The organism is Novosphingobium sp. (assembly GCF_037133355.1).
In the GTDB taxonomy this organism is placed as follows: domain Bacteria; phylum Pseudomonadota; class Alphaproteobacteria; order Sphingomonadales; family Sphingomonadaceae; genus Novosphingobium.
In genome coordinates, this window is the sequence record NZ_JBAXOI010000003.1 from 53,798 (window position 1) to 72,692 (window position 18,895).

Genomic DNA, 18,895 nt, shown 5'->3' on the forward strand with positions numbered 1-18,895 from the left:
CCAAGCAGACCCATGGCTGTCGTGCATGAATTGGCATTCGCGATCAGCGGGCTAACTGCGGTTCTGGCAATGCGTTACTACCAATCACGGATGCCCAAGTCATGACCCGCCTTTCCGCTGCCTTCGCCAAGGGCCACCCCGCGCTCGTCTGCTTCATCACCGCCGGTGATCCGACGCCCGCCGCCACGCCCGCGATCCTCGATGCGCTCGTCGAAGGCGGCGCCGATGTGATCGAGCTCGGCATGCCTTTCACCGATCCGATGGCCGATGGCCCGGCGATCCAGCGCGCCAATCTGCGCAGCCTTGCCGCCGGCACCAAGACTGCCGACATTCTGCAGATGGCCACCGATTTCCGCACGCGCCACCCGGATGTGCCGCTGGTCCTCATGGGCTATGCCAACCCGATGATCACGCGCGGGCCGGAATGGTTCGCGGCAGAGGCCGCCAAGGCCGGGGTCGACGGGGTGATCTGCGTCGATATCCCGCCCGAGGAAGACGGCGAACTCGGCCCCTATCTGCGCAGTGCGGGCATTTCGCCGATCCGCCTCGCCACCCCCACGACTGACGCCGCGCGGCTCCCCGCCGTGCTCGAAGGCTCCTCGGGCTTTCTCTATTACGTCTCGGTAGCGGGCATCACCGGCAAGCAGTCCGCCGCGCTCGCCTCGATCGAGGAAGCGGTCACCCGCATCAAGCAGACGGCGGAGATCCCCGTTGCCGTCGGCTTCGGCGTTCGGACACCCGAGCAGGCCGGCCCCATCGCCCGTGTGGCAGACGGCGTCGTCGTCGGCTCGGCGCTCATCGACATCATCGCCGAGCACGGCGAAAATGCCGCAGGCCCGGTCCGCGAACTCGTTACGGCCCTTGCCAACGCCGTCCACAATGCGCGAAAGGTAGAAGCATGAGCTGGCTAACCCGCGTCCGCAATTCGCTCCCGTTCGCGCCCAAACGCGACACGCCGGACAATCTCTGGATCAAGTGCCCTTCGTGCAGCGAGATGCTGTTCACCAAGGAGTACGAGGAAAACCTCTCGGTTTGCCCGCGCTGCGATCACCACGGCCGCATCGGCGCCACCGAGCGCCTCACCCAGCTGCTCGACGCCGGCTTCGAACTGCTGCCCGCGCCCAAGGTGCGCGAAGACCCGCTCAAGTTCCGCGATACCAAGCGCTACGCCGACCGCTTGAAGGCCGCCCGCGCGTCCAATCCGCTGCCTGATGCACTGACTGCCGCAGTGGGCAAGATCGATGGCCACAAGGCCGTTGTCGGCGTGCAGGATTTCGGCTTCATGGGCGGCTCGATGGGCATGGCCGTGGGCGATGCGTTTATCGCCGCCACGGAAGCCGCGATTGCGAACAAGTGCCCCTTCGTAGCCGTCACGGCAGCAGGCGGCGCGCGCATGCAGGAAGGCATTCTCAGCCTGATGCAGATGCCGCGCACCACGGTCGCCATCACGCGCCTCCACAATGCGGGCCTTCCCTATATCGTCGTTCTCACCGATCCCACCACCGGCGGCGTCACGGCGAGCTATGCCATGCTGGGCGATATCCAGATCGCCGAACCCGGCGCGCTCATCGGCTTTGCTGGCCAGCGCGTGATCCAGGACACGATCCGCGAAAAGCTCCCTGAAGGCTTCCAGCGCGCCGAGTACCTTCACGCCCACGGAATGATCGACATGGTTGTCGGTCGCCATATGCTGAAGGCCACCCTCGCGCGCACCATCGGCTACTTGATGGCTGCGCAGGCGGCATAGGCCCCTCCGACCCGCCTTCGGCGGGCCACCTCCCCATTTGTCCTGCGGAAAAATGGGGAGGGAAAACCAGTCACACTTTCTAGATCCTCCCCATTTTTGCGAAGCACAAATGGGGAGGTGGCAGCCCGAAGGGCTGACGGAGGGGTAACCTTGCGCGACTTCGCCATTTCCGAAAACCCCCGCGTCCAGCACCAACTGGACCGCCTCGGCGCGCTCTCGCTCCCGCAAGGCCGCCTCGGCCTCGATACTGTGCGCGAAATCTGCGCCCGCCTCGGCGATCCGCAGCGCCGCCTGCCGCCGGTGTTCCACGTCGCCGGCACCAACGGCAAAGGCTCGACCTGCGCCTACTTGCGCGCGATCCTCGAAGCGCAGGGCCTCGTGGTCCACACAGCCACCAAGCCCCACCTCGTCCGCTACAACGAACGCATCCGCGTCGCCGGCAAGCTGATCAGCGACGAAAGCCTCGCCGACCTGCTCGAACGCGTGCTCGATGCCTCCGAAGACCTCGGCCCCAGCTTCTTCGAAGTCACCACCGTCGCCACCTTCCTCGCCTTCGCGGAAACCCCGGCTGACGCCTGCGTGATCGAAACCGGCCTCGGCGGCCGCCTCGATGCAACCAACGTCCTCGAAAACCCCGCAGTCTGCGGCATCGCCACTTTGGGCATCGATCACGAATCCTTCCTGCTGGTGCCCGAAGCCGGCACGCCTGAAGAGCCCCTCGCACGCATCGCCTTCGAAAAGGCGAGCATCGCCAAGCCCGGCGCACCGCTGGTGGTGCAAAGCTACGCGGAAAGCCCCCTCGCCAGCGTACTCACCACGGCAGGCCAGATCGGCGCCCCCGTCCACTTGCGCGGCCGCGACTGGTGGGCCCAAGTGGGGGAAACCATCGAATACCGCGATGCACAGGGCGCGCTCAGCCTCCCGCTCCCCACCCTCGTCGGCAAGCATCAGGCCGACAACGCTGCGCTCGCCATCGCCATGCTGCGCCACCAGAGCGCCGTCCCAGTGAGCCCCGAAGCCATGGCTGAGGGCATCCGCGAGGCCCGCTGGCCCGCCCGCCTTCAGCGGCTTGGCAAGGGTCCGCTGACTGCCCTTGCTCCAGAGGTAGACGAGATATGGCTCGATGGTGGCCACAATCCAGACGCAGCAAATGCCATTGCGACCTACTTCGCAGGAGAGGCGGAATGGCGCAAACCCTTTGTAATCATTGGCATGTTAGCGAACAAGGATGCCAAGACTTTCATTCACCGGATCGCACCGATAGTCGGAGCTATCGTCGGTGTGCCGATTCCAGGGCATGACCATCACTCACCGGCCCATATCGCAGAACTTGCGCGGATCGCTGGGGTTTCTAACGTCGGAACGGCACCTGACTTTGCTAGCGCGCTGGACATTGTGAATCGACGAGGGCGCCCGGCGGATGGTCGCCCACCGGTGCTGATCGCAGGTTCACTCTATCTCGCTGGCGAAGTGCTGCGAATGAACTTGGAAATGCCTGATTAAACAGGTCCGTTCGTGTCGAGCGAAGTCGAGACACCAGACGCTGCGCCAGGTGTCTCGACTTCGCTCGACACGAACGGGGGGATGGAGGTCAAATGTTTGGTTCGGGCGCAGCCACCTCCCGGCTCACCCGCACCCATTCAGCACAGACAAACGCCACCGCCACCAGCCCCGCCGCCGCCGTCCAGCGGAACACTGTGGCATAGCCGTAAAGATCAAACGCCTCCCCCGCGATCCCGCGCCCCAGCGAGCCGATCAGGAACGTCAGGGATGACATCAGCGCGTACTGCACCGCCGTATAGCGCTTGGAGACGATGCCAGAGAGATAGGCCACGAACGCCGCCCCCGCGATGCCGGTCGAGATGTTCTCGAAGCTGATCGCCAGCAGCAGCCGGATCATGCGCGGATCAAACCCGAACAGCGCGAACAGCGAATGCAGTCCGATAACCTTGCCCACCGCATCGATATGCACCGCGCCCTCGGCGAGGTCCGCATAAACGAAATTGCCCAGCATCGGCAGGATCGCCCCGATCAGGATGGTTGGCATCCGCCCCAGCCGCAGGAACAGATAGCCGCCAAGGCTGATCCCCGCGATAGTCATGAAAATGCCGAAGACCTTGGAGGCAAACGCCACCTCGTCCTTCGAATAGTGCAGGAAATCGAGGTAGAACGGAAAGGCAAAACTCGACCACACGTTGTAACACAGCGTGTAGGTCAGGATCATGCCGATCACCACCAGCACGCCCCAGCCCAGCCGGGCGACAAGTTCCGCCAGCGGTGCGATCAGCGCAACATAGAGGTGGTTCGCCGCCGTCCGCGCCGCCGAGACGCGCGTGTCGGGCGCGGTCAGCACGGCCTGCCCACGCGCGCGCAAGGCGTTGGTCACCGCCGCAACCAGCAGCGGCACCGCCACTGTCGCCGCCACGATCAGCGGCCCGAACTCGCGCGTGAAATCGCCCACCGAAGGGTGTTTCTCGCCCGGACCCAGCGGGCTCAGCATCACCACCATGAAGCGCACGATCGTGCTGATGGCCCAGGCCCAGCTCGTGCCGACCACCAGCAGCGCGATCCCCCGCGCGCGCGGCGTCAGCTCACCGGGCTGCGCCAGCGCGGCGTGGAGCGTGCCCTGCTCGGGCCTTGGCGTATCGGGCGCGCGCAAGGTCACTACGCCGATCAGCGCAATCAGAGCCGCCATAAGGAGATAAACAAGCGGCCACGACATCCGCCCCGCCAGCACCAGCGCCAGCGCGCCGCCGACAATCGAGGCGATGCGGTAGCCGAACTGGTAGATCGAGGAGAGCAACTCGACCGGCGTATCCGCGTCCGCCACGTCGATCCGCCAGGCATCCACCGCCACGTCCTGCGTCGCGGAAGCGAGCGCGGCGAGGAACGCGAAGAGCGCGAAGGTGCCGATTGCATGGGCCGGATCGGTCAGCGCCAGTCCGACAAACCCCACAACCATCACCGCCTGGCACAGCAGGATCCAGCTCTTGCGCCGCCCCAGCGCCTCCAGCCCGGGCAACGCCATGCGGTCGACCAGCGGCGACCACAGGAACTTGAAGGAATAGGACAGGCCGATCCAAGACAGCACGCCGATCGTCGCCAGATCGATCTTCACCTCGCCCAGCCAGGCATTGAGCGTGCCGATCAGCAGCGCGTAGGGCAGGCCGGAGGAAAACCCGAAGCCCAGCATCGTCGCCGATTTGCGTGTGGCCAGCGCCACCATCAGCAGCCGAAAGCCCTTCGGGCGCGGCGGCGGTGCCGTCTCTGCCGCAGTCGATGCCATTCAATCCCTCACACGTTCCTCCCGACCGTTCGTGTCGAGCGAAGTCGAGACACCGGGCGCTGCGTGCGGTGTCTCGACTTCGCTCGACACGAACGGGGAACGGAAGCACCCCAATGCGATCATGCATTTCCCTACATGATTAGCGCGAATTTGCGCTATGCCTAGCGCCGGAGAGTGATGAATTCCGGGGAGAGCCGCGAAATGGCCACCACTGAACGAGCGATGCGGCCCACCGATGGCCAGCTGGAACTGGCTCGCCTCGTGGCTGCAGGCGCGGGCCGCAAGGGCGAGGCGATCAGCCATGTCCCCGCGAGCGTCTACACCGACCCCGCGCACTGGGCGCGCGAGAAAACCGCACTGTTCGATCGCCTCCCGCAAGTGGTGGCGCCCTCTGCCCTGCTCCCCGAGCTAGGCATGACCGTCCCCCACGACGCCACCGGCCGCCCGCTGCTCCTGACCCGCGACACATCCGGCAAGGCGCATGTCTTCATGAATGTCTGCCGCCACCGCGGCACGCGGCTGGTCGAAGGTGCGGAGGTCCAGTGCACCAAGCGCCTCGTCTGCCCCTATCACGCCTGGACGTACGGCACTGACGGCAAGCTCCTCGCCCTGCCGCGCCCGGACACCTTCCCGGGCCTCGACCAGTCCGCGCTCGGCCTCGTCGAACTTCCCAGCCTCGAGGCGGGCGGCCTCATCTGGTTCGCGCCCAGGGAGGCCGATTTCACCCACGCTGCCGCCATCAGCGCCGATTTTGCCGCAGCGGGCCTTGGCGGTCACCACCTCTACGCCCGCCGCACGCACCGGGTCGCGTCCAACTGGAAGCTGATCATGGACGCCTTCCTCGAAAGCTACCACGTCCAGCGCCTCCACGCCCGCACCATCGCTCCCTATTTCAAGGACGGGGTGACCGCAGGCGACGAGATCGGCCCGCACATGCGCGCCATTGTCGGCCGGGTAACCGAACTCGAAGGGCTCGACCTTGCCGATTGGCCCGCGCTGCGCCGCGTCGCGACATTTGCTTACCAGCTCTTCCCCGCCACCGTGATCGTGATCAGCCCGGACTACGTGAACCTTATGACGGTCATGCCGCAGGCCCACGATGTCACCTTGGTCGAGGACTTCATGCTGATCGCCGAAGCCCCCATGACCGACAAGGCCGAGGACCATTGGCGCCGCAGCTGGGAGCTGCTCGACGGGCAGGTCTTCGGCGCGGAAGACTTCCGTGCCGCAGAACTTGGCCAGCAAGGCCTCTCCACCGGCGCCGTCCCCCAGCTCACCCTCGGCACGCTCGAGGGCGGCATCCGCCGCTTCCACGAAATCTGTCAACGCGAAATCGCCGCCCATGAAGCGGCCCCATACGAAGCGGGGTGACGGCGCGCCCGCCCCGGCGTAAGGGGCAAAGCATGGCATTCCCCCCCAAAGACAGGAGCGACCGACCGGGACGGCCCGCGGCTCCTACCGGCTCAGGCTCAGGCTCGCGGCGAAACTCCGCGCCGCCTGCGCCCTACAAGATCCCCAAACCGCGCCTGCCCAAAGCGCCTGCCGCGCCCCAGACCCGCGCGCTCGCCGATGATGGCACGGCGCGCGAAGGCGACCGCATCGCCAAGCTCCTTGCCCGCGCCGGCATCGCCAGCCGCCGCGAGATCGAGCGCTATATCACCGAGGGCCGCGTCGCGCTGGACGGCGAGGTCATCACCACACCGGCCACGATCCTCAAGAACCTGCGCGGCGTGACGGTAGACGGCAATCCCGTCGCCGCCCCGGCGCCGCCGCGCCTGTTCCTGTTCCACAAGCCTTCGGGCCTGATCACGGCGGAGCGCGACCCCACAGGTCGCCCCACGATCTACACGGCGCTGCGCAATGCCCTGCCCGAAGGCGCGGGGCGGGTCATGCCGGTCGGCCGGCTCGACATCAACACCGAGGGCCTGCTCCTCCTCACCAACGACGGCGAACTCAAGCGCGCGATGGAGTTGCCCGCCAACGCGGTGCCGCGCACCTACCGCGCCCGCACCTTCGGAGATGTCTCGCAGCTTCAGCTCGATGATCTCATGCAGGGGATCGAGATCGAGGGCATCCACTACAGCCCGATCAACGCCAATCTGGAGCGCAGTGCCGGGCGCAACAAGTGGATCGAGCTGACCCTGACCGAAGGCAAGAACCGCGAAGTGCGCCGCGTGCTCGAGCATCTCGGCCTCGAAGTCTCGCGCCTCTTGCGCCTGCGCTACGGCCCCTTCGATCTCGGCCAGCTGCCGCGCGGCGCGGCCGAGGAAGTGCCGCAAGTCGTGGTCGAACGCTTCCGCAAGGGCCTTGCCGGCGATCACGCAACGCGCGTGCAGCAGGCCGTTCATGCCGGCAAGGCCGTGGCCCCGCGGGCGCCCAAGCCCGTAGCGCCCGAACCGAAACAGGCATCGCCAAAGTCTGCGGCTCCCACCCGGCCCATGCGCGAGCCCGAGCGCCCATCACGTGCCCGGCCCGAGCGCGTGCGGCCTTCCGCCGAGGCCGGCCAGCTTGTCGCCAAGCCCTCCGCCGCAAAGCCCGCCGCAAAAACCTATCCCAACCGGCCTTATGCCAAACCGGCAGCAGAGGCTCCCTCACCCGGACCCGATGCCCGCCCCCGGCGCAAGTTTCGCGGCAAGCCGGCCGAGCCCAAGCCGGGAAGCAAGCGCTGATGCTGAGGATCATCGCCGGCACCTGGCGAGGGCGCAAACTGCAGGCTCCGGCGGGCGAAACCACCCGCCCCACCGCAGACCGCACGCGCGAAACGCTCTTCTCGATGCTCACCAGCCGCCTCGGCAGCTTCGAGGAGCTGACAGTGGCCGATCTCTTCGCTGGCTCGGGTGCGCTCGGCCTCGAAGCCTTGTCACGCGGCGCGGTCAAGGCGGTCTTCGTCGAGCAAGACCCCGCCGCGATCCGCGCCCTGCGCGCCAACATTGCCGCGCTCCATGCGCAGGCCCAGTGCGACGTGCGCGCCGCATCCGTCCTCGCGCTCGGCCCCGCGCCTGCCCCGCTTGATGTGGTGATGCTCGATCCGCCCTATGGCTCGGGCGCCGGCGCCGTGGCGATCGACCGTCTGGTGCGCCTCGGCTGGATCGGCGCGGGTACATGGGTCAGCCTCGAAACCCATGCGGACGAGCCCGCTGGCGTGCGCGTGCTGGCGATCGATGCCGAACGCAAGGTCGGCAAGGCGCGGCTTACGCTGATGCGGATGGCGGGTTAAGCCCCTCCGTCAGCCCTGTGGGCTGCCACCTCCCCATTTGTGCTTCGCAAAAATGGAGAGGACCCTTCTTGATCCTCTCCATTTTTGCGAAGCACAAATGGGGAGGTGCCTGAGCGCAGCGAAGGCGGAGGGGTAAATCCTTCATTCCCCCCGCGGCGCAAGCAACACCCCAGCCAAGGTCACCACCCCCGCCGCGCTCAGCACGAGGCCAGTCCAGGCCACCCCGCCATGGATGGAAAGCCACTCCGCGCCCAGCGGTGCCAGCGCCCCGCCAACGATCCCGCCCATGTTGAACGCCAGCGAAATCCCGGTGTAGCGAACCGGGACCGCATAGAGCGTCGGCAGCCACGCGCCGATCGGGCCGTAACACAGCCCCATCACGAACAGCGCGGACGACAGCGTGAGGAACAGCAGTGGCAGCGAGCCCGAGCCGAGCCCGCTGCCAAAACCCAGCCCGACCAGCACGGTGAGCCCCGCCCCCACCGCCATCACGGTGCGGGGCGAAGTCTTGTCCGCCCACCAGCCCGAAACCAGAATGCCTACCGCAAATACAACGTCCGCTCCCAGCTGGATTGCCAGAACGGTCTCGCGCGGGAAGCCCAGCGTCTTCGTGGCGAACGAAAGCGCGAAGGTCGTCGCGAGGTAGAACAGCGCAAAGCACGCGATCACCCCCACCGTCCCCGCAATCACCGCACCGGGATGGTCCGCCAGCAGCCGGCCCAGCGGCACGCGCGGCGGCGGTGCAGCTTCCATGGCCTCGCGGAAAGCCGGGGTCTCGCCGATGCGCAGGCGGATCCACAGGCCGAGGATCACCAGCAAGGCACTCGCCAGAAACGGCACGCGCCAGCCCCAGCTGAGGAAATCCGCTTCCGAGAGCGTGAGCCCCAGCACCAGGAACAGCCCGTTGGCAAACAGGAACCCCAGCGGCGCGCCCAGCGGTGCGGCAATGCCGAAGCGCGCTTCCCAGCCCTTGGGCGCGTTCTCCACCGCGAGCAGCGAGGCCCCGCCCCACTCCCCGCCCAGGCCAAAGCCCTGCCCGAAGCGCAAGAGGCACAGCAGCGCCGGCGCGATCCACCCCGCCACAGCATAGCTGGGCAGGAAGGCGACAAGGAACGTCGAGACGCCCATCAGCAGGAGCGAAACCACCAGCGTCGACTTGCGCCCGATCCTATCGCCGAAATGGCCGAACGCCACAGCGCCCACCGGCCGCGCGAAGAAGGCGATGCCGAACGTCATCAGCGCAAGCAGCGACTGCGCCGCCTTCGATTCCGAGGGGAAGAACAGCGGCCCGATCACCAGCGCGGCGGCGGTGCCGAAGATATAGAAATCATAGAACTCGACCGCCGTGCCGACGAGGCTTGCCGTCAGCACGCGCGCATGGGTGCGCACCGGGTTTGCTGTGTTCATATGTCCCCTACCGATTTTCTATTTGCGCCATGCCCGCTCGCTTGGGTTGGCGCAACCATGGGGACGATAGACTGCTCCTCGCAAAGACGCAGAGGAAGCAGGGAGCGCAAAGGGCAAAGGGGCTTTCGGCGAAGCCGACTTATGGTGCCAGCAAACAACACCGCACCGTCGGAGGCCGGCCATGACACCCCTGCGATCTCTGCTTCCTCTGCGTCTCTGCGAGAACCCCTTTCCACAAGCCGATAGCAACACCCAACCTCACCCGCACAGACTTGCGCGCCAAGATCAAGTTCCCTACTTGTTCTGCGGTGACCGCGCTTTCCCAACCCGATTCCGCCTGGCTCGATGGCCTCAATCCGCCGCAGCGCGAAGCCGTGCTGACGACGGATGGCCCCGTGCTCATGCTCGCAGGCGCCGGCACGGGAAAGACCGCCGCGCTGACCGCACGCATGGCGCATATCCTGCGCGCGCGGCTGGCATGGCCGTCCGAAATCCTCTGCGTCACCTTCACCAATAAGGCCGCGCGCGAAATGCGCGAGCGGGTCGGTGCACTGATCGGCCCGGCGGTGGAAGGCATGCCTTGGCTCGGCACGTTCCACTCGATCGCCGCCAAGATGCTGCGCCGCCATGCCGAACTCGTCGGCCTGCAAAGCAATTTCACCATCATCGACACCGACGACCAGCTGCGGCTCCTCAAGCAGCTCATCCAGGCCGAAGGTCTCGACGAAAAGCGCTGGCCCGCGCGTCAGCTCGCCGGCCTGATCGACCGCTGGAAGAACCGCGGTCTCGGCCCGAAGGAACTCGATGCGGTCGAGAACGAGGCTTACGCGAACGGCAAGGGCACGCGGTTCTATACGCTCTATCAGGACCGCCTGCGCGCGCTCAACGCCTGCGATTTCGGCGATCTCACGCTGCACATGCTTACGATCTTCAAGCAGCACCGCGAAGTGCTGGAAGGCTGGCAGAGCCGCTTCAAATACGTGATGGTGGACGAATACCAGGACACCAACGCCGTTCAGTACCTCTGGCTCCGCCTCCTCGCGCAAGGGCGCAAGAACATCTGCGTGGTGGGCGATGACGACCAGTCGATCTATTCATGGCGCGGCGCCGAAGTCGCCAATATCCTGCGGTTTGAAAAGGATTTTCCCGGCGCCAAGGTGATCCGGCTGGAGCAGAATTACCGCTCCACCCCGCACATTCTCGCCGCTGCCGGCGGGGTCATCGCGGAAAACAGCCAGCGCCTCGGCAAAACGCTGTGGACCGAAGTGAACGGCGGCGACAAGGTCCGCGTCATCGGCGTGTGGGACGGCCCGGAGGAAGCCCGCCGCGTCGGTGAAGAGATCGAGCGGCTGGAGCGCGAAGGCGCCGCGCTCGACCGCGTCGCCATCCTCGTGCGCGCTTCGTTCCAGACGCGCGAGTTTGAAGACCGCTTCATCCAGATCGGCCTCGCCTACAAGATCGTCGGCGGCTTCCGCTTCTACGAACGCGCCGAAATCCGCGATGCGCTCGCGTACCTGCGTGTCATCGCCTCCCCGCAGGACGACCTCGCGTTCGAGCGCATCTACAACGCCCCCAAGCGCGGCCTCGGCGACAAGACGCTCGAAAAGCTCCACCGCCACGCCCGCGCGCGCGGCATCCCCCTCGCCGCCGCCGCGATCGAGCTTTGCGATACGGACGAGCTTCCGGCGCGCGCCCGCGGCACGCTGGCGGGCCTGATGCGCTCGTTTGTAGGCTGGCGCGATGCGATGGCAACGCTCGTCCCCGCCGAACTCATCCGCACCGTACTCGACGAAAGCGGATACACCGCCGCCTTGCAGGCCGAAAAAAGCACCGAAGCCTCAGGCCGCCTCGAAAACCTCGTCGAACTCGCCCGCGCGATGGAGGAATACGAGACGCTCGGCGATTTCCTCGAACACGTCAGCCTCGTCATGGACAACGACGCGGCGTCGGACACCGAGAAGGTCACTTTAATGACCATCCACGCCGCCAAGGGCCTCGAATTCGACAACGTGTTCCTCCCCGGCTGGGAAGAAGGCGTGTTCCCCTCGCAGCGCGCGCTAGATGAAGGCGGCCTCGCTTCCCTGGAGGAAGAACGCCGCCTCGCCTACGTCGCGATCACCCGCGCGCGCCGCCGCTGCACGATCCTCCACGCCGCCAACCGCCGCATCTACGGCCAGTGGACGAGTTCGATCCCCAGCCGCTTCGTCGGCGAACTGCCCGCCGAGCACATCGAGGAGGAAACCACCATGACCGGCGGCGCCTCGCTCTGGCGCGCGCAATGGTCCGAACACAGCGACCCCTTCGCCGATCTCGCCCGCGCCAACCCCGGCCGCACCATCACCCGCGGCCCCGGCTGGCAACGTGCGGCGGCTACCACCTACGACGCCACGCCCAAGCGCATCGCAGAACCCGGCCGCAGCGCCGCCAGCTTCGCCGCCAAGCCCCGCACCGACATCACCGTCGGCACCCGCGTGTTCCACGACAAGTTTGGCTACGGCGTGGTCGCCGCGCAGGAGGGGAACAAGCTGGAGATTGATTTCGACGGGGGGGATCGGAAGCGGGTGATTGATAGTTTTGTGAAGGCGGCTTGAGGCTGACGGCGACCCTTTGCGCGCTGCTTGCCCTGCAGCTTGGGGGGTGCAAGCCGCAGCCAATCACGCAGGACTATGCCGAAGTCACCTGGATCGCCGTTGGCAACTCAAAATACACCACCAACAAGTCAGCGGCCATAACGTTCCGCAATGCGAGGGGGTTTGTCGGAACGAAAGTCATGCCGGCTGAGCAACTGAACTGCAAGGAACACGATACCGTCAAGGTACACGTGCAGGGCGTCGTTCTCACCATGGACGAAGGCGAATGCATACGCTGAACCAAGCGCTCTCTCCTCTTCAGGGGAGAGATACGAAGGCTTGGCAGCTTGCTGCCTAGCCGGAGTTGAGAGGGGCTTGGGCAGCGCGTTTGGGGGCAAGGCCCCCTCTCCCAACCCTCTCCCCTGAAGGGGAGAGGGCCTTTCAGGCGCTGCCCCAGTCACCCAACATCCGTTCGTGTCGAGCGAAGTCGAGACACCTCACGCTGCGCATGGTGTCTCGACTTCGCTCGACACGAACGGGATTGGTGCAGCTTACAGACTAAAGCGCCGAAACGCCCAGGAATCCCGGAACCGGCCCGTTCCACTCGCCCGGCTGCGAAGGCAGCTCTGTCAGCACATCCTTGGGCGGACGCGGTTCATCGCGCCGTGCACGGGGTGCCCGCGCCGGAGCCGGAGCCTCGGTCACTTCAGGCGAAACCTCGATCTCGGCCTCGACAGCAACCTTGGGCGCCCGCTCCTTGCGCGGTGCCCGCTCGGCGCGCGGCGCACGTTCAGCCCGCGGGGCACGCTCGCGCTTTTCGGCGGCGGGCGCCTCGGCCGCATCTGCGCCGCCTTCAAGCTTGAACTCGGGGATCTTCCCCCCGGTCAACTTCTCGACATTGGCAATCGCCTCGGCGTCCTCGTCGGTCACGAATGTGAACGCCCGCCCGGTCGCCCCCGCGCGGCCCGTGCGGCCGATACGGTGCACATAATCGTCCGGGTGCCACGGCGTGTCATAGTTGAACACGTGGCTCACGCCCTTCACGTCGAGGCCGCGCGCGGCAACATCGGACGCAACGAGGATCGAGATCACCCCGTCCTTGAACTTCTGCAGTTCGGCATTGCGCGCGTTCTGGTCCATGTCGCCATGGATCTCGCCCGCCGAAAACCCGCTCTGCTGCAGGCTCTTGGCAAGCTCGCGCACCGTCGTCTTGCGGTTGGCGAAAATGATCGCGGTCGAAACATTGTCGGTGCGCAGCAGGTGACGCAGCGCCTCGCGCTTGCCCCGGCTCGTCACGCGCACCTTGTGCTGCACGATGTTCGAATTGTTCGAAGCGGGCCGCGCCACCTCGATGTACTTCGGGTTCGAAAGGAACTTGTCCGCAAGCTTCTTGATCACCGGCGGCATCGTCGCCGAAAACAGCAGCGTCTGGCGCTGGGCGGGCAGTTTCGAGCAGATCGTCTCGATATCGGGAATGAAACCCATGTCGAGCATGCGGTCCGCCTCATCGATCACCAGCAGGTCGCAGCCGTTGAGCATGATCTTGCCGCGTTCGAACAAGTCCATCAGCCGGCCCGGCGTCGCGATCAGCACGTCCACGCCGTCCGAAAGCGCCTTCACCTGATCGCCCATCTGCACGCCGCCTATCAGCAGCGCCATCTTGAGATCGTGGTTCTTGCCGTACTTCTCGAAGTTCTCGGCCACCTGCGCGGCCAGTTCGCGCGTAGGTTCCAGAATCAGCGAGCGCGGCATCAGCGCGCGGCGGCGGCCATGCGCGAGGATATCGATCATCGGGAGCACGAAGCTCGCCGTCTTGCCCGTCCCCGTCTGCGCGATACCGATGATATCGCGCATCATCAGCACCGAGGGGATGGCCTGCGCCTGGATCGCGGTCGGGGTATCGTAGCCCGCGTCGAGAACCGACTGGAGCAATTCGTCAGACAGGCCGAGATCGGCAAATTTCATGTGAGCGGTTTTTCCGAGAATGCCTGCGCACCAGACGGTCCGGCGCGCCGAGAGAGCGGCCTTGCGGCGCGCCTTCGTGAGCCTGCGCCTAGGCCCACTTCGCCACGAAAGTCAAGGAAAGGGGTTACGGATACCCCGGTTTCGCGGTCAGTTTCCGTCCACCGGAACGTATTCGCGCACCTCTTTGAGCTTGCAAGTCGTCCCGGCGCGCGAATGGATCTGGTCGCGGCCAACGCACAGCTGTCCGTCCGCCGTCTTCGTCATGTAGAAGCCGAGGTAGAAATCGCGGGCACTGCAGGCCTTCTCCAGCCCCGCTGCGATCATCCGCCGGTCGCGCATATAGAACATGAGCCGCCCGTCGGTGATCGGCTGGACCGCCGCGATACCCAACGCGGGCATGCAATTGCCGGTCTTGCGTTCGCGCACGCGCACCTGCACCGAAGTGGCGCGCGGCTGGGGCACCATTGGCTGCATGATCGGCTGCATCGGCATGACTTGCGGCGGGATCGCATCACGCCCGGCATCGCGCGGGGTGATGCGAATGATCAGGCGCTGTTCGATCCGCACCTGGTTCCAGGTATCGGGCCCGAGCGGGCTGGCAAGGCCGCCGGCTGAGGCGGCTGGTGCCGCGTCCCGGCTCGCCAGCAGTGGCGGGACCGCCGGATCGACCGCCGCGGCCCAGTCATCATCCGCGTCGATGCTGCTTTCCAGCGGTTCGAACACAATCACGCCCGCCGGGAAACCCGGCAGAGCAAAGGCGATGCTCGCAAAAAGTTGGAAGAAACTGGTCATGGCGGCGGAAAATGCAGTCTGGTCCCTCTGTTCGTATTCCCCGCCCCGTTCCCTGTTCGCGGGACCTTTGGCCCCCGCGTTTCGGTCGCGATGCACCCTGCGAGAATCGCTTGTTCCCGATAGCATCCGCGCTTGAACCCCTGCTTAACCCGCTTGAACAAAAAAATGAATTGCCCACGGCATACCCCCGGGATTAGCCCCAGCGACCATGACCATGCCTCATCCTTCCACCTTCATCGCCGAAGCCGCCGCGCTGCTGGGGCCTCGCGGTTTCACCGCCGATCCCGATCTCATGGCCCCGTGGCTCACCGATTGGCGTGGGCGCTTCACCGGCCGCGCGCTGGCCATGGCCTCGCCCGCCTCCACGGCCGAGGTCGCCGCGCTGATGCGCCTGTGCAGCGCGCACCGCGTTCCGGTCGTACCGCAAGGCGGCAACAGCGGCATGTCTGGCGGGGCGACGCCTGACGAGGGCGGCCACGCACTGCTCCTCAGCCTGCGGCGGATGAACGCGATCCGCCGGCTCGATGAGGAGAACCGCATGGTCATCGCCGAAGCCGGGGTCGTCCTTCAAACCTTGCACGAGGCAGCGGACGAAGCTGGCTTGCGCTTTACCCTCACGCTTGGCGGCAAGGGATCGGCCACGATCGGCGGTCTCGTCTCGACCAATGCCGGCGGCACGCAGGTTCTGCGCCATGGCACGATGCGCGCGGCGGTGCTCGGGCTCGAGGCGGTTATGGCCGATGGCTCGGTGTTTGATACGCTCGTGCCGCTCAAGAAGGACAACCGCGGTTTTGACCTCAAGCAAGTGCTGATCGGTTCCGAAGGCACCATGGGTATCGTCACCGCCGCCACGCTCCGGCTCGAGCCGCGCGTGGCCGGGCGAACCGTGCTCTGGGCGGGCCTTGCCTCGCTGCAGGATGCGCGCCGCTTCCTGCTCCATGCCGAAGCACAGGCCGGCGGCGCGCTCGAAGGCTTCGAGGTCATGCCGCGCCACAGCCTCGATGCGGTCTGCGCCTATCTCCCCGGCGCCCGCGCCCCGCTTGCCGGGAATCACGACTGGCATGCGCTGATCGAGCTCGTCGCGACCAGCGAATCGGGCGCGGCAGACCTTGCCGAACGCGCCGAAAACCTCCTCGCCTCCGCGCTGGAGGCCGGGCTGATCGCCGATGCCACGATCGCCGCGAGCGAGACACAGGCCGAAGCCTTCTGGGCGCTGCGCGACAGCATTGCGCCCGCCGAGCGCGCACTGGGCCCCGCCGTCCAGCACGATGTCAGCGTGCCCACTGAGCTCATGCCCGGCTTTGTCGAGGCGGCCGTGCCGCTGATCGAGGCAGCCTGGCCCGGCACCCGCGCGGTTGGCTTCGGGCACCTTGGCGATGGCAACATCCACTTCCACGTCATCGCTCCGCCCGGCGTCCACCCCGCGACGTGGCAGGCAGGCGAGGGCAAGGCGATCAGCGCCCAGGTTCACGATCTCGTCACCCAGTGGGGCGGCTCGATCTCGGCCGAACACGGCATCGGCCAATTGAAGCGCGACGAACTTGCCCGCCTCGGCGATCCGGTGGCGCTCGCGATGCTGCGGCAGATCAAGGCTGCGCTCGATCCGCAGGGGTTGCTCAACCCGGGCAAACTGATCTGAGGAACAATAAATCTCCGCGTGTGACAGCTGTGTTGCAGGTGCTCTTGCGTACCCCCGATTCACCCCCTAAACGGCGCGCTTCCCGCCGCCATCCCGCGCGCCATGGCGCGTCAAGGCAAACAGTCTGACGGAGAGAATTCCATGGCCAGCGCGCCCCAAGCTTCCCTGCCCCTGTTCTACAACGATCTCGTGCCGCTGAACCTGCGCGATCATGCCACCTGGCATGCGCGCGCCGCGCAGACCGCGACCTGGATGGTCGGGCAGCATGCCGTCCCGCTGACGGTCGAGGAATTCCCCCAGGCCGCGCGCCACTTTCCGATCATCTTTGCAGCCGGTGACAATCCGGTGCCGCTGGCGCTCATGGGCCTCAACGAAGGCATCAACGTGTTCGTCGATGCAGAGGGCAACGTTGCGCCCGGCGCCTATGTACCTGCCTATGCGCGCCGCTATCCGTTCCTTCTCGCCAAGCTGACGCCCGAAACCAGCGACCTGTCGCTGTGCTTTGACCCCACCTGCAACCTGCTCGGCGAATTCCCCGATGGCGAGGCCATGTTCACTGGTGACCAGCCTTCGGAAGCCACCCGCAACGTGCTCGCGTTCTGCGAGCAGTTCGAGCAGGCCGGCCAGCGCACGCAGGCCTTTGTCGAGGAGCTGACCAAGCACGAGCTGCTGATGGACGGCGAGGCCGCGATCCAGCAGCCCGGTGTCGAGCAGCCCTTCGTCTATCGCGGCTTCCAGATGGTCAATCAGGAAAAGCTGCGCGACATGCGCGGCGATGTATTGCGCGGCTGGGCGCAGAGCGGCCTGCTCCCGCTCGTCTACGCGCACATCTTCTCGCTCGAACTGATGAGCTCGATCTTCGGCCGGCAGGTTGAACAGGGCGTTGGCCCGACCCCGCCGCTGCCCGCCTTCTGACCCCCCCGCCTTCTGAACCCATCGTAATACCCATCAGATAGGGGCTGCATACCGATCCGGCCGTAAGCCGGGCGAAAAGCCTTGCGCTGCAAGGTTTGGCCCCCTATCTTCCAAAAGTCGCGTCGGCGCTCCCCTCATGGCCCGGCGCGGCGGGTGCACTCTGGTGCACCTCCTCCCTGAACCTTGGCCACCTGGAGCTATGCTCCAGGTGGTTTTTTCATGGTTTCAAAGGGTTGACCGGAGGACGGGTCAAGCTCACTCCGCCGCCATGCGCCAGCGCCCGCGATCGCGGCCCAGGTCGGCCACCGCGATCGCCATGCGCTGCACCAGCGCGGCAACCACGTCCACTGTCGCCGCAAGCCCCGGGCCCGGCTCCGCCAGCGCGGGATCGAGATAAGTCCGCCGGTCGATCTCGAGTTGCAGGCAATGCACCCCGCCCGCCCGGCGGGCATGGCGTTCGAGCACATAGCCTCCCGCATAAGGCCGGTTGTGCGCCGCCAGCCGCCTTGCCTCGTTCAGCGCGGCAAAGGCCTCGGCCACCAGCGCGCCGTCACAGGCCGCGCCGAAGCGGTCGCCCACCACGAACTCGGCCGCAGGTTCGCCAGCGCGGGCGGGCAGCGGCGGCATCGAATGGAGATCGATCAGCAGCGCCGCGCCCCAGCGCGCGCGCACGCCTTCGAGCAGTCCGCCGAGCGCGGTGTGGTAGGGTACGTGAACGCCCTCGATCCGCGCGGCAAGGTCGGCCGGATCGAGCGGCCGCTTCCACAACTCGCCCAGCCCCGGCAGCCGCCGCGGCACGAGGCCAAGCCCGCTGCGCGCGCGCCGCCCTGCAGCCGATACCGCTGGCGGCGCAATGGTGCGCGCCGCGCGGGCCGAAGCGCCGCCGCCGATCATCTCCCAGTCGACATCGTCGCTCGCCCGGTTGAGATCGATCATCGCGCGCGGGGCATGGGCGACTAGCAGCGCCGCCCCGGTTCGCTCCGCCACCGCACGGCCGACGAGATCGACCAACCGGTCCTCAAGCCGCGGCGCGCTGTACGTGGGCTGGCGCATGCGGGCGACAAGCTCTGCCGGATAGCTGCGACCGGCATGGGGCACCGCAATCACCACGGGCACCGGCGAGGGATCGCGGTGCCAGACGGTGAAGGCGCTCGCTCCCTCCAGCCCGGGGACATGCCCGCCGCTGGTCTGCACAGCCCCGCCATGCACAAGCGATTCGCCCCGCGGCGCCAAAGGATGATTCATCATGCAAGGCTGCCGGTGTTTGGCGCGCATGTCAAAGTGCTCCATTGTACGGAAGCCCGGAGACACCCCAAGGGCAGATTCTTAACCTGCCCGGGTATAGATAGGGCGTCCC

At 66.5% G+C, this 18,895-nt stretch carries 14 protein-coding genes and 1 pseudogene; 10 read left to right on the top strand and 5 right to left on the bottom strand.

The window, feature by feature from the left end:
• Nucleotides 1–101 precede the first annotated feature (101 nt).
• The 3 genes from trpA (at nt 102) to WCL10_RS04460 (ending at nt 3,250) form a co-directional block, all read left to right on the top strand.
• Nucleotides 102–902 (top strand): tryptophan synthase subunit alpha, encoded by an 801-nt coding sequence (trpA, locus tag WCL10_RS04450; protein WP_336894423.1) that lies wholly within the window; start codon nt 102–104, stop codon nt 900–902.
• Nucleotides 899–1,747 (top strand): acetyl-CoA carboxylase, carboxyltransferase subunit beta, encoded by an 849-nt coding sequence (gene accD / locus WCL10_RS04455; protein ID WP_336894424.1) that lies wholly within the window; start codon nt 899–901, stop codon nt 1,745–1,747. The genes trpA and accD overlap by 4 nt, the downstream gene beginning before the upstream one ends.
• A gap of 150 nt (nt 1,748–1,897) precedes the next feature.
• Complete coding sequence (locus WCL10_RS04460) at nt 1,898–3,250, top strand: folylpolyglutamate synthase/dihydrofolate synthase family protein (protein ID WP_336894425.1); 1,353 nt, start codon at nt 1,898–1,900, stop codon at nt 3,248–3,250.
• An 88-nt stretch (nt 3,251–3,338) separates the two neighbouring features.
• Here the strand turns inward: WCL10_RS04460 and WCL10_RS04465 are convergent, their stop codons facing one another.
• Nucleotides 3,339–5,033 (bottom strand): MFS transporter, encoded by a 1,695-nt coding sequence (locus tag WCL10_RS04465; RefSeq protein ID WP_336894426.1) that lies wholly within the window; start codon nt 5,031–5,033, stop codon nt 3,339–3,341.
• 201 nt (nt 5,034–5,234) lie between these two features.
• Between WCL10_RS04465 and WCL10_RS04470 the strand changes: the two genes are divergently transcribed.
• The 3 genes and pseudogenes from WCL10_RS04470 to rsmD all read left to right on the top strand — a co-directional run bounded on the left by WCL10_RS04470 (nt 5,235) and on the right by rsmD (nt 8,250).
• On the top strand, nt 5,235–6,404 hold the full coding sequence (locus WCL10_RS04470) for an aromatic ring-hydroxylating dioxygenase subunit alpha (protein WP_336894427.1): 1,170 nt from the start codon (nt 5,235–5,237) through the stop codon (nt 6,402–6,404).
• 32 nt (nt 6,405–6,436) lie between these two features.
• Nucleotides 6,437–7,342 (top strand): annotated as a pseudogene (locus tag WCL10_RS04475) (pseudouridine synthase); the annotation flags it as partial.
• A 359-nt stretch (nt 7,343–7,701) separates the two neighbouring features.
• Entirely contained in the window at nt 7,702–8,250 is a 549-nt protein-coding gene (gene rsmD / locus WCL10_RS04480; RefSeq protein WP_336894428.1) for a 16S rRNA (guanine(966)-N(2))-methyltransferase RsmD, read from the top strand.
• A gap of 141 nt (nt 8,251–8,391) precedes the next feature.
• Here rsmD and WCL10_RS04485 read toward each other — a convergent pair whose 3' ends face one another.
• The gene (locus WCL10_RS04485; RefSeq protein WP_336894429.1) at nt 8,392–9,657 is read right to left on the bottom strand and encodes an MFS transporter; all 1,266 of its coding nucleotides are present in this window, start codon (nt 9,655–9,657) and stop codon (nt 8,392–8,394) included.
• 308 nt (nt 9,658–9,965) lie between these two features.
• Here WCL10_RS04485 and WCL10_RS04490 point away from each other — a divergent pair, with 308 nt between their 5' ends.
• The gene (locus tag WCL10_RS04490; protein ID WP_336894430.1) at nt 9,966–12,248 is read left to right on the top strand and encodes a UvrD-helicase domain-containing protein; all 2,283 of its coding nucleotides are present in this window, start codon (nt 9,966–9,968) and stop codon (nt 12,246–12,248) included.
• A complete protein-coding gene (locus WCL10_RS04495) occupies nt 12,245–12,526 on the top strand; it encodes a hypothetical protein (RefSeq protein ID WP_336894431.1) in 282 nt (93 codons plus the stop codon). The genes WCL10_RS04490 and WCL10_RS04495 overlap by 4 nt, the downstream gene beginning before the upstream one ends.
• Before the next feature lie 259 nt (nt 12,527–12,785).
• Here the strand turns inward: WCL10_RS04495 and WCL10_RS04500 are convergent, their stop codons facing one another.
• Entirely contained in the window at nt 12,786–14,192 is a 1,407-nt protein-coding gene (locus WCL10_RS04500; protein ID WP_336894432.1) for a DEAD/DEAH box helicase, read from the bottom strand.
• A 147-nt stretch (nt 14,193–14,339) separates the two neighbouring features.
• The gene (locus tag WCL10_RS04505; RefSeq protein ID WP_336894433.1) at nt 14,340–14,984 is read right to left on the bottom strand and encodes a hypothetical protein; all 645 of its coding nucleotides are present in this window, start codon (nt 14,982–14,984) and stop codon (nt 14,340–14,342) included.
• Nucleotides 14,985–15,192: 208 nt separating this feature from the next.
• Here WCL10_RS04505 and WCL10_RS04510 point away from each other — a divergent pair, with 208 nt between their 5' ends.
• Both WCL10_RS04510 and WCL10_RS04515 read left to right on the top strand, forming a co-directional pair.
• Nucleotides 15,193–16,623 (top strand): FAD-binding oxidoreductase, encoded by a 1,431-nt coding sequence (locus tag WCL10_RS04510; protein ID WP_336894434.1) that lies wholly within the window; start codon nt 15,193–15,195, stop codon nt 16,621–16,623.
• A gap of 141 nt (nt 16,624–16,764) precedes the next feature.
• Nucleotides 16,765–17,538 carry a SapC family protein gene (locus WCL10_RS04515; RefSeq protein ID WP_336894435.1) on the top strand — a complete coding sequence of 258 codons (774 nt, stop codon included), beginning with the start codon at nt 16,765–16,767 and terminating at the stop codon, nt 17,536–17,538.
• Nucleotides 17,539–17,793: 255 nt separating this feature from the next.
• On the opposite strand, the gene WCL10_RS04520 is transcribed toward WCL10_RS04515, so the two are convergent.
• Nucleotides 17,794–18,783, bottom strand: a complete 990-nt coding sequence (locus tag WCL10_RS04520; protein WP_336894436.1) for an N-formylglutamate amidohydrolase — start codon at nt 18,781–18,783, stop codon at nt 17,794–17,796.
• Nucleotides 18,784–18,895: the final 112 nt, after the last annotated feature.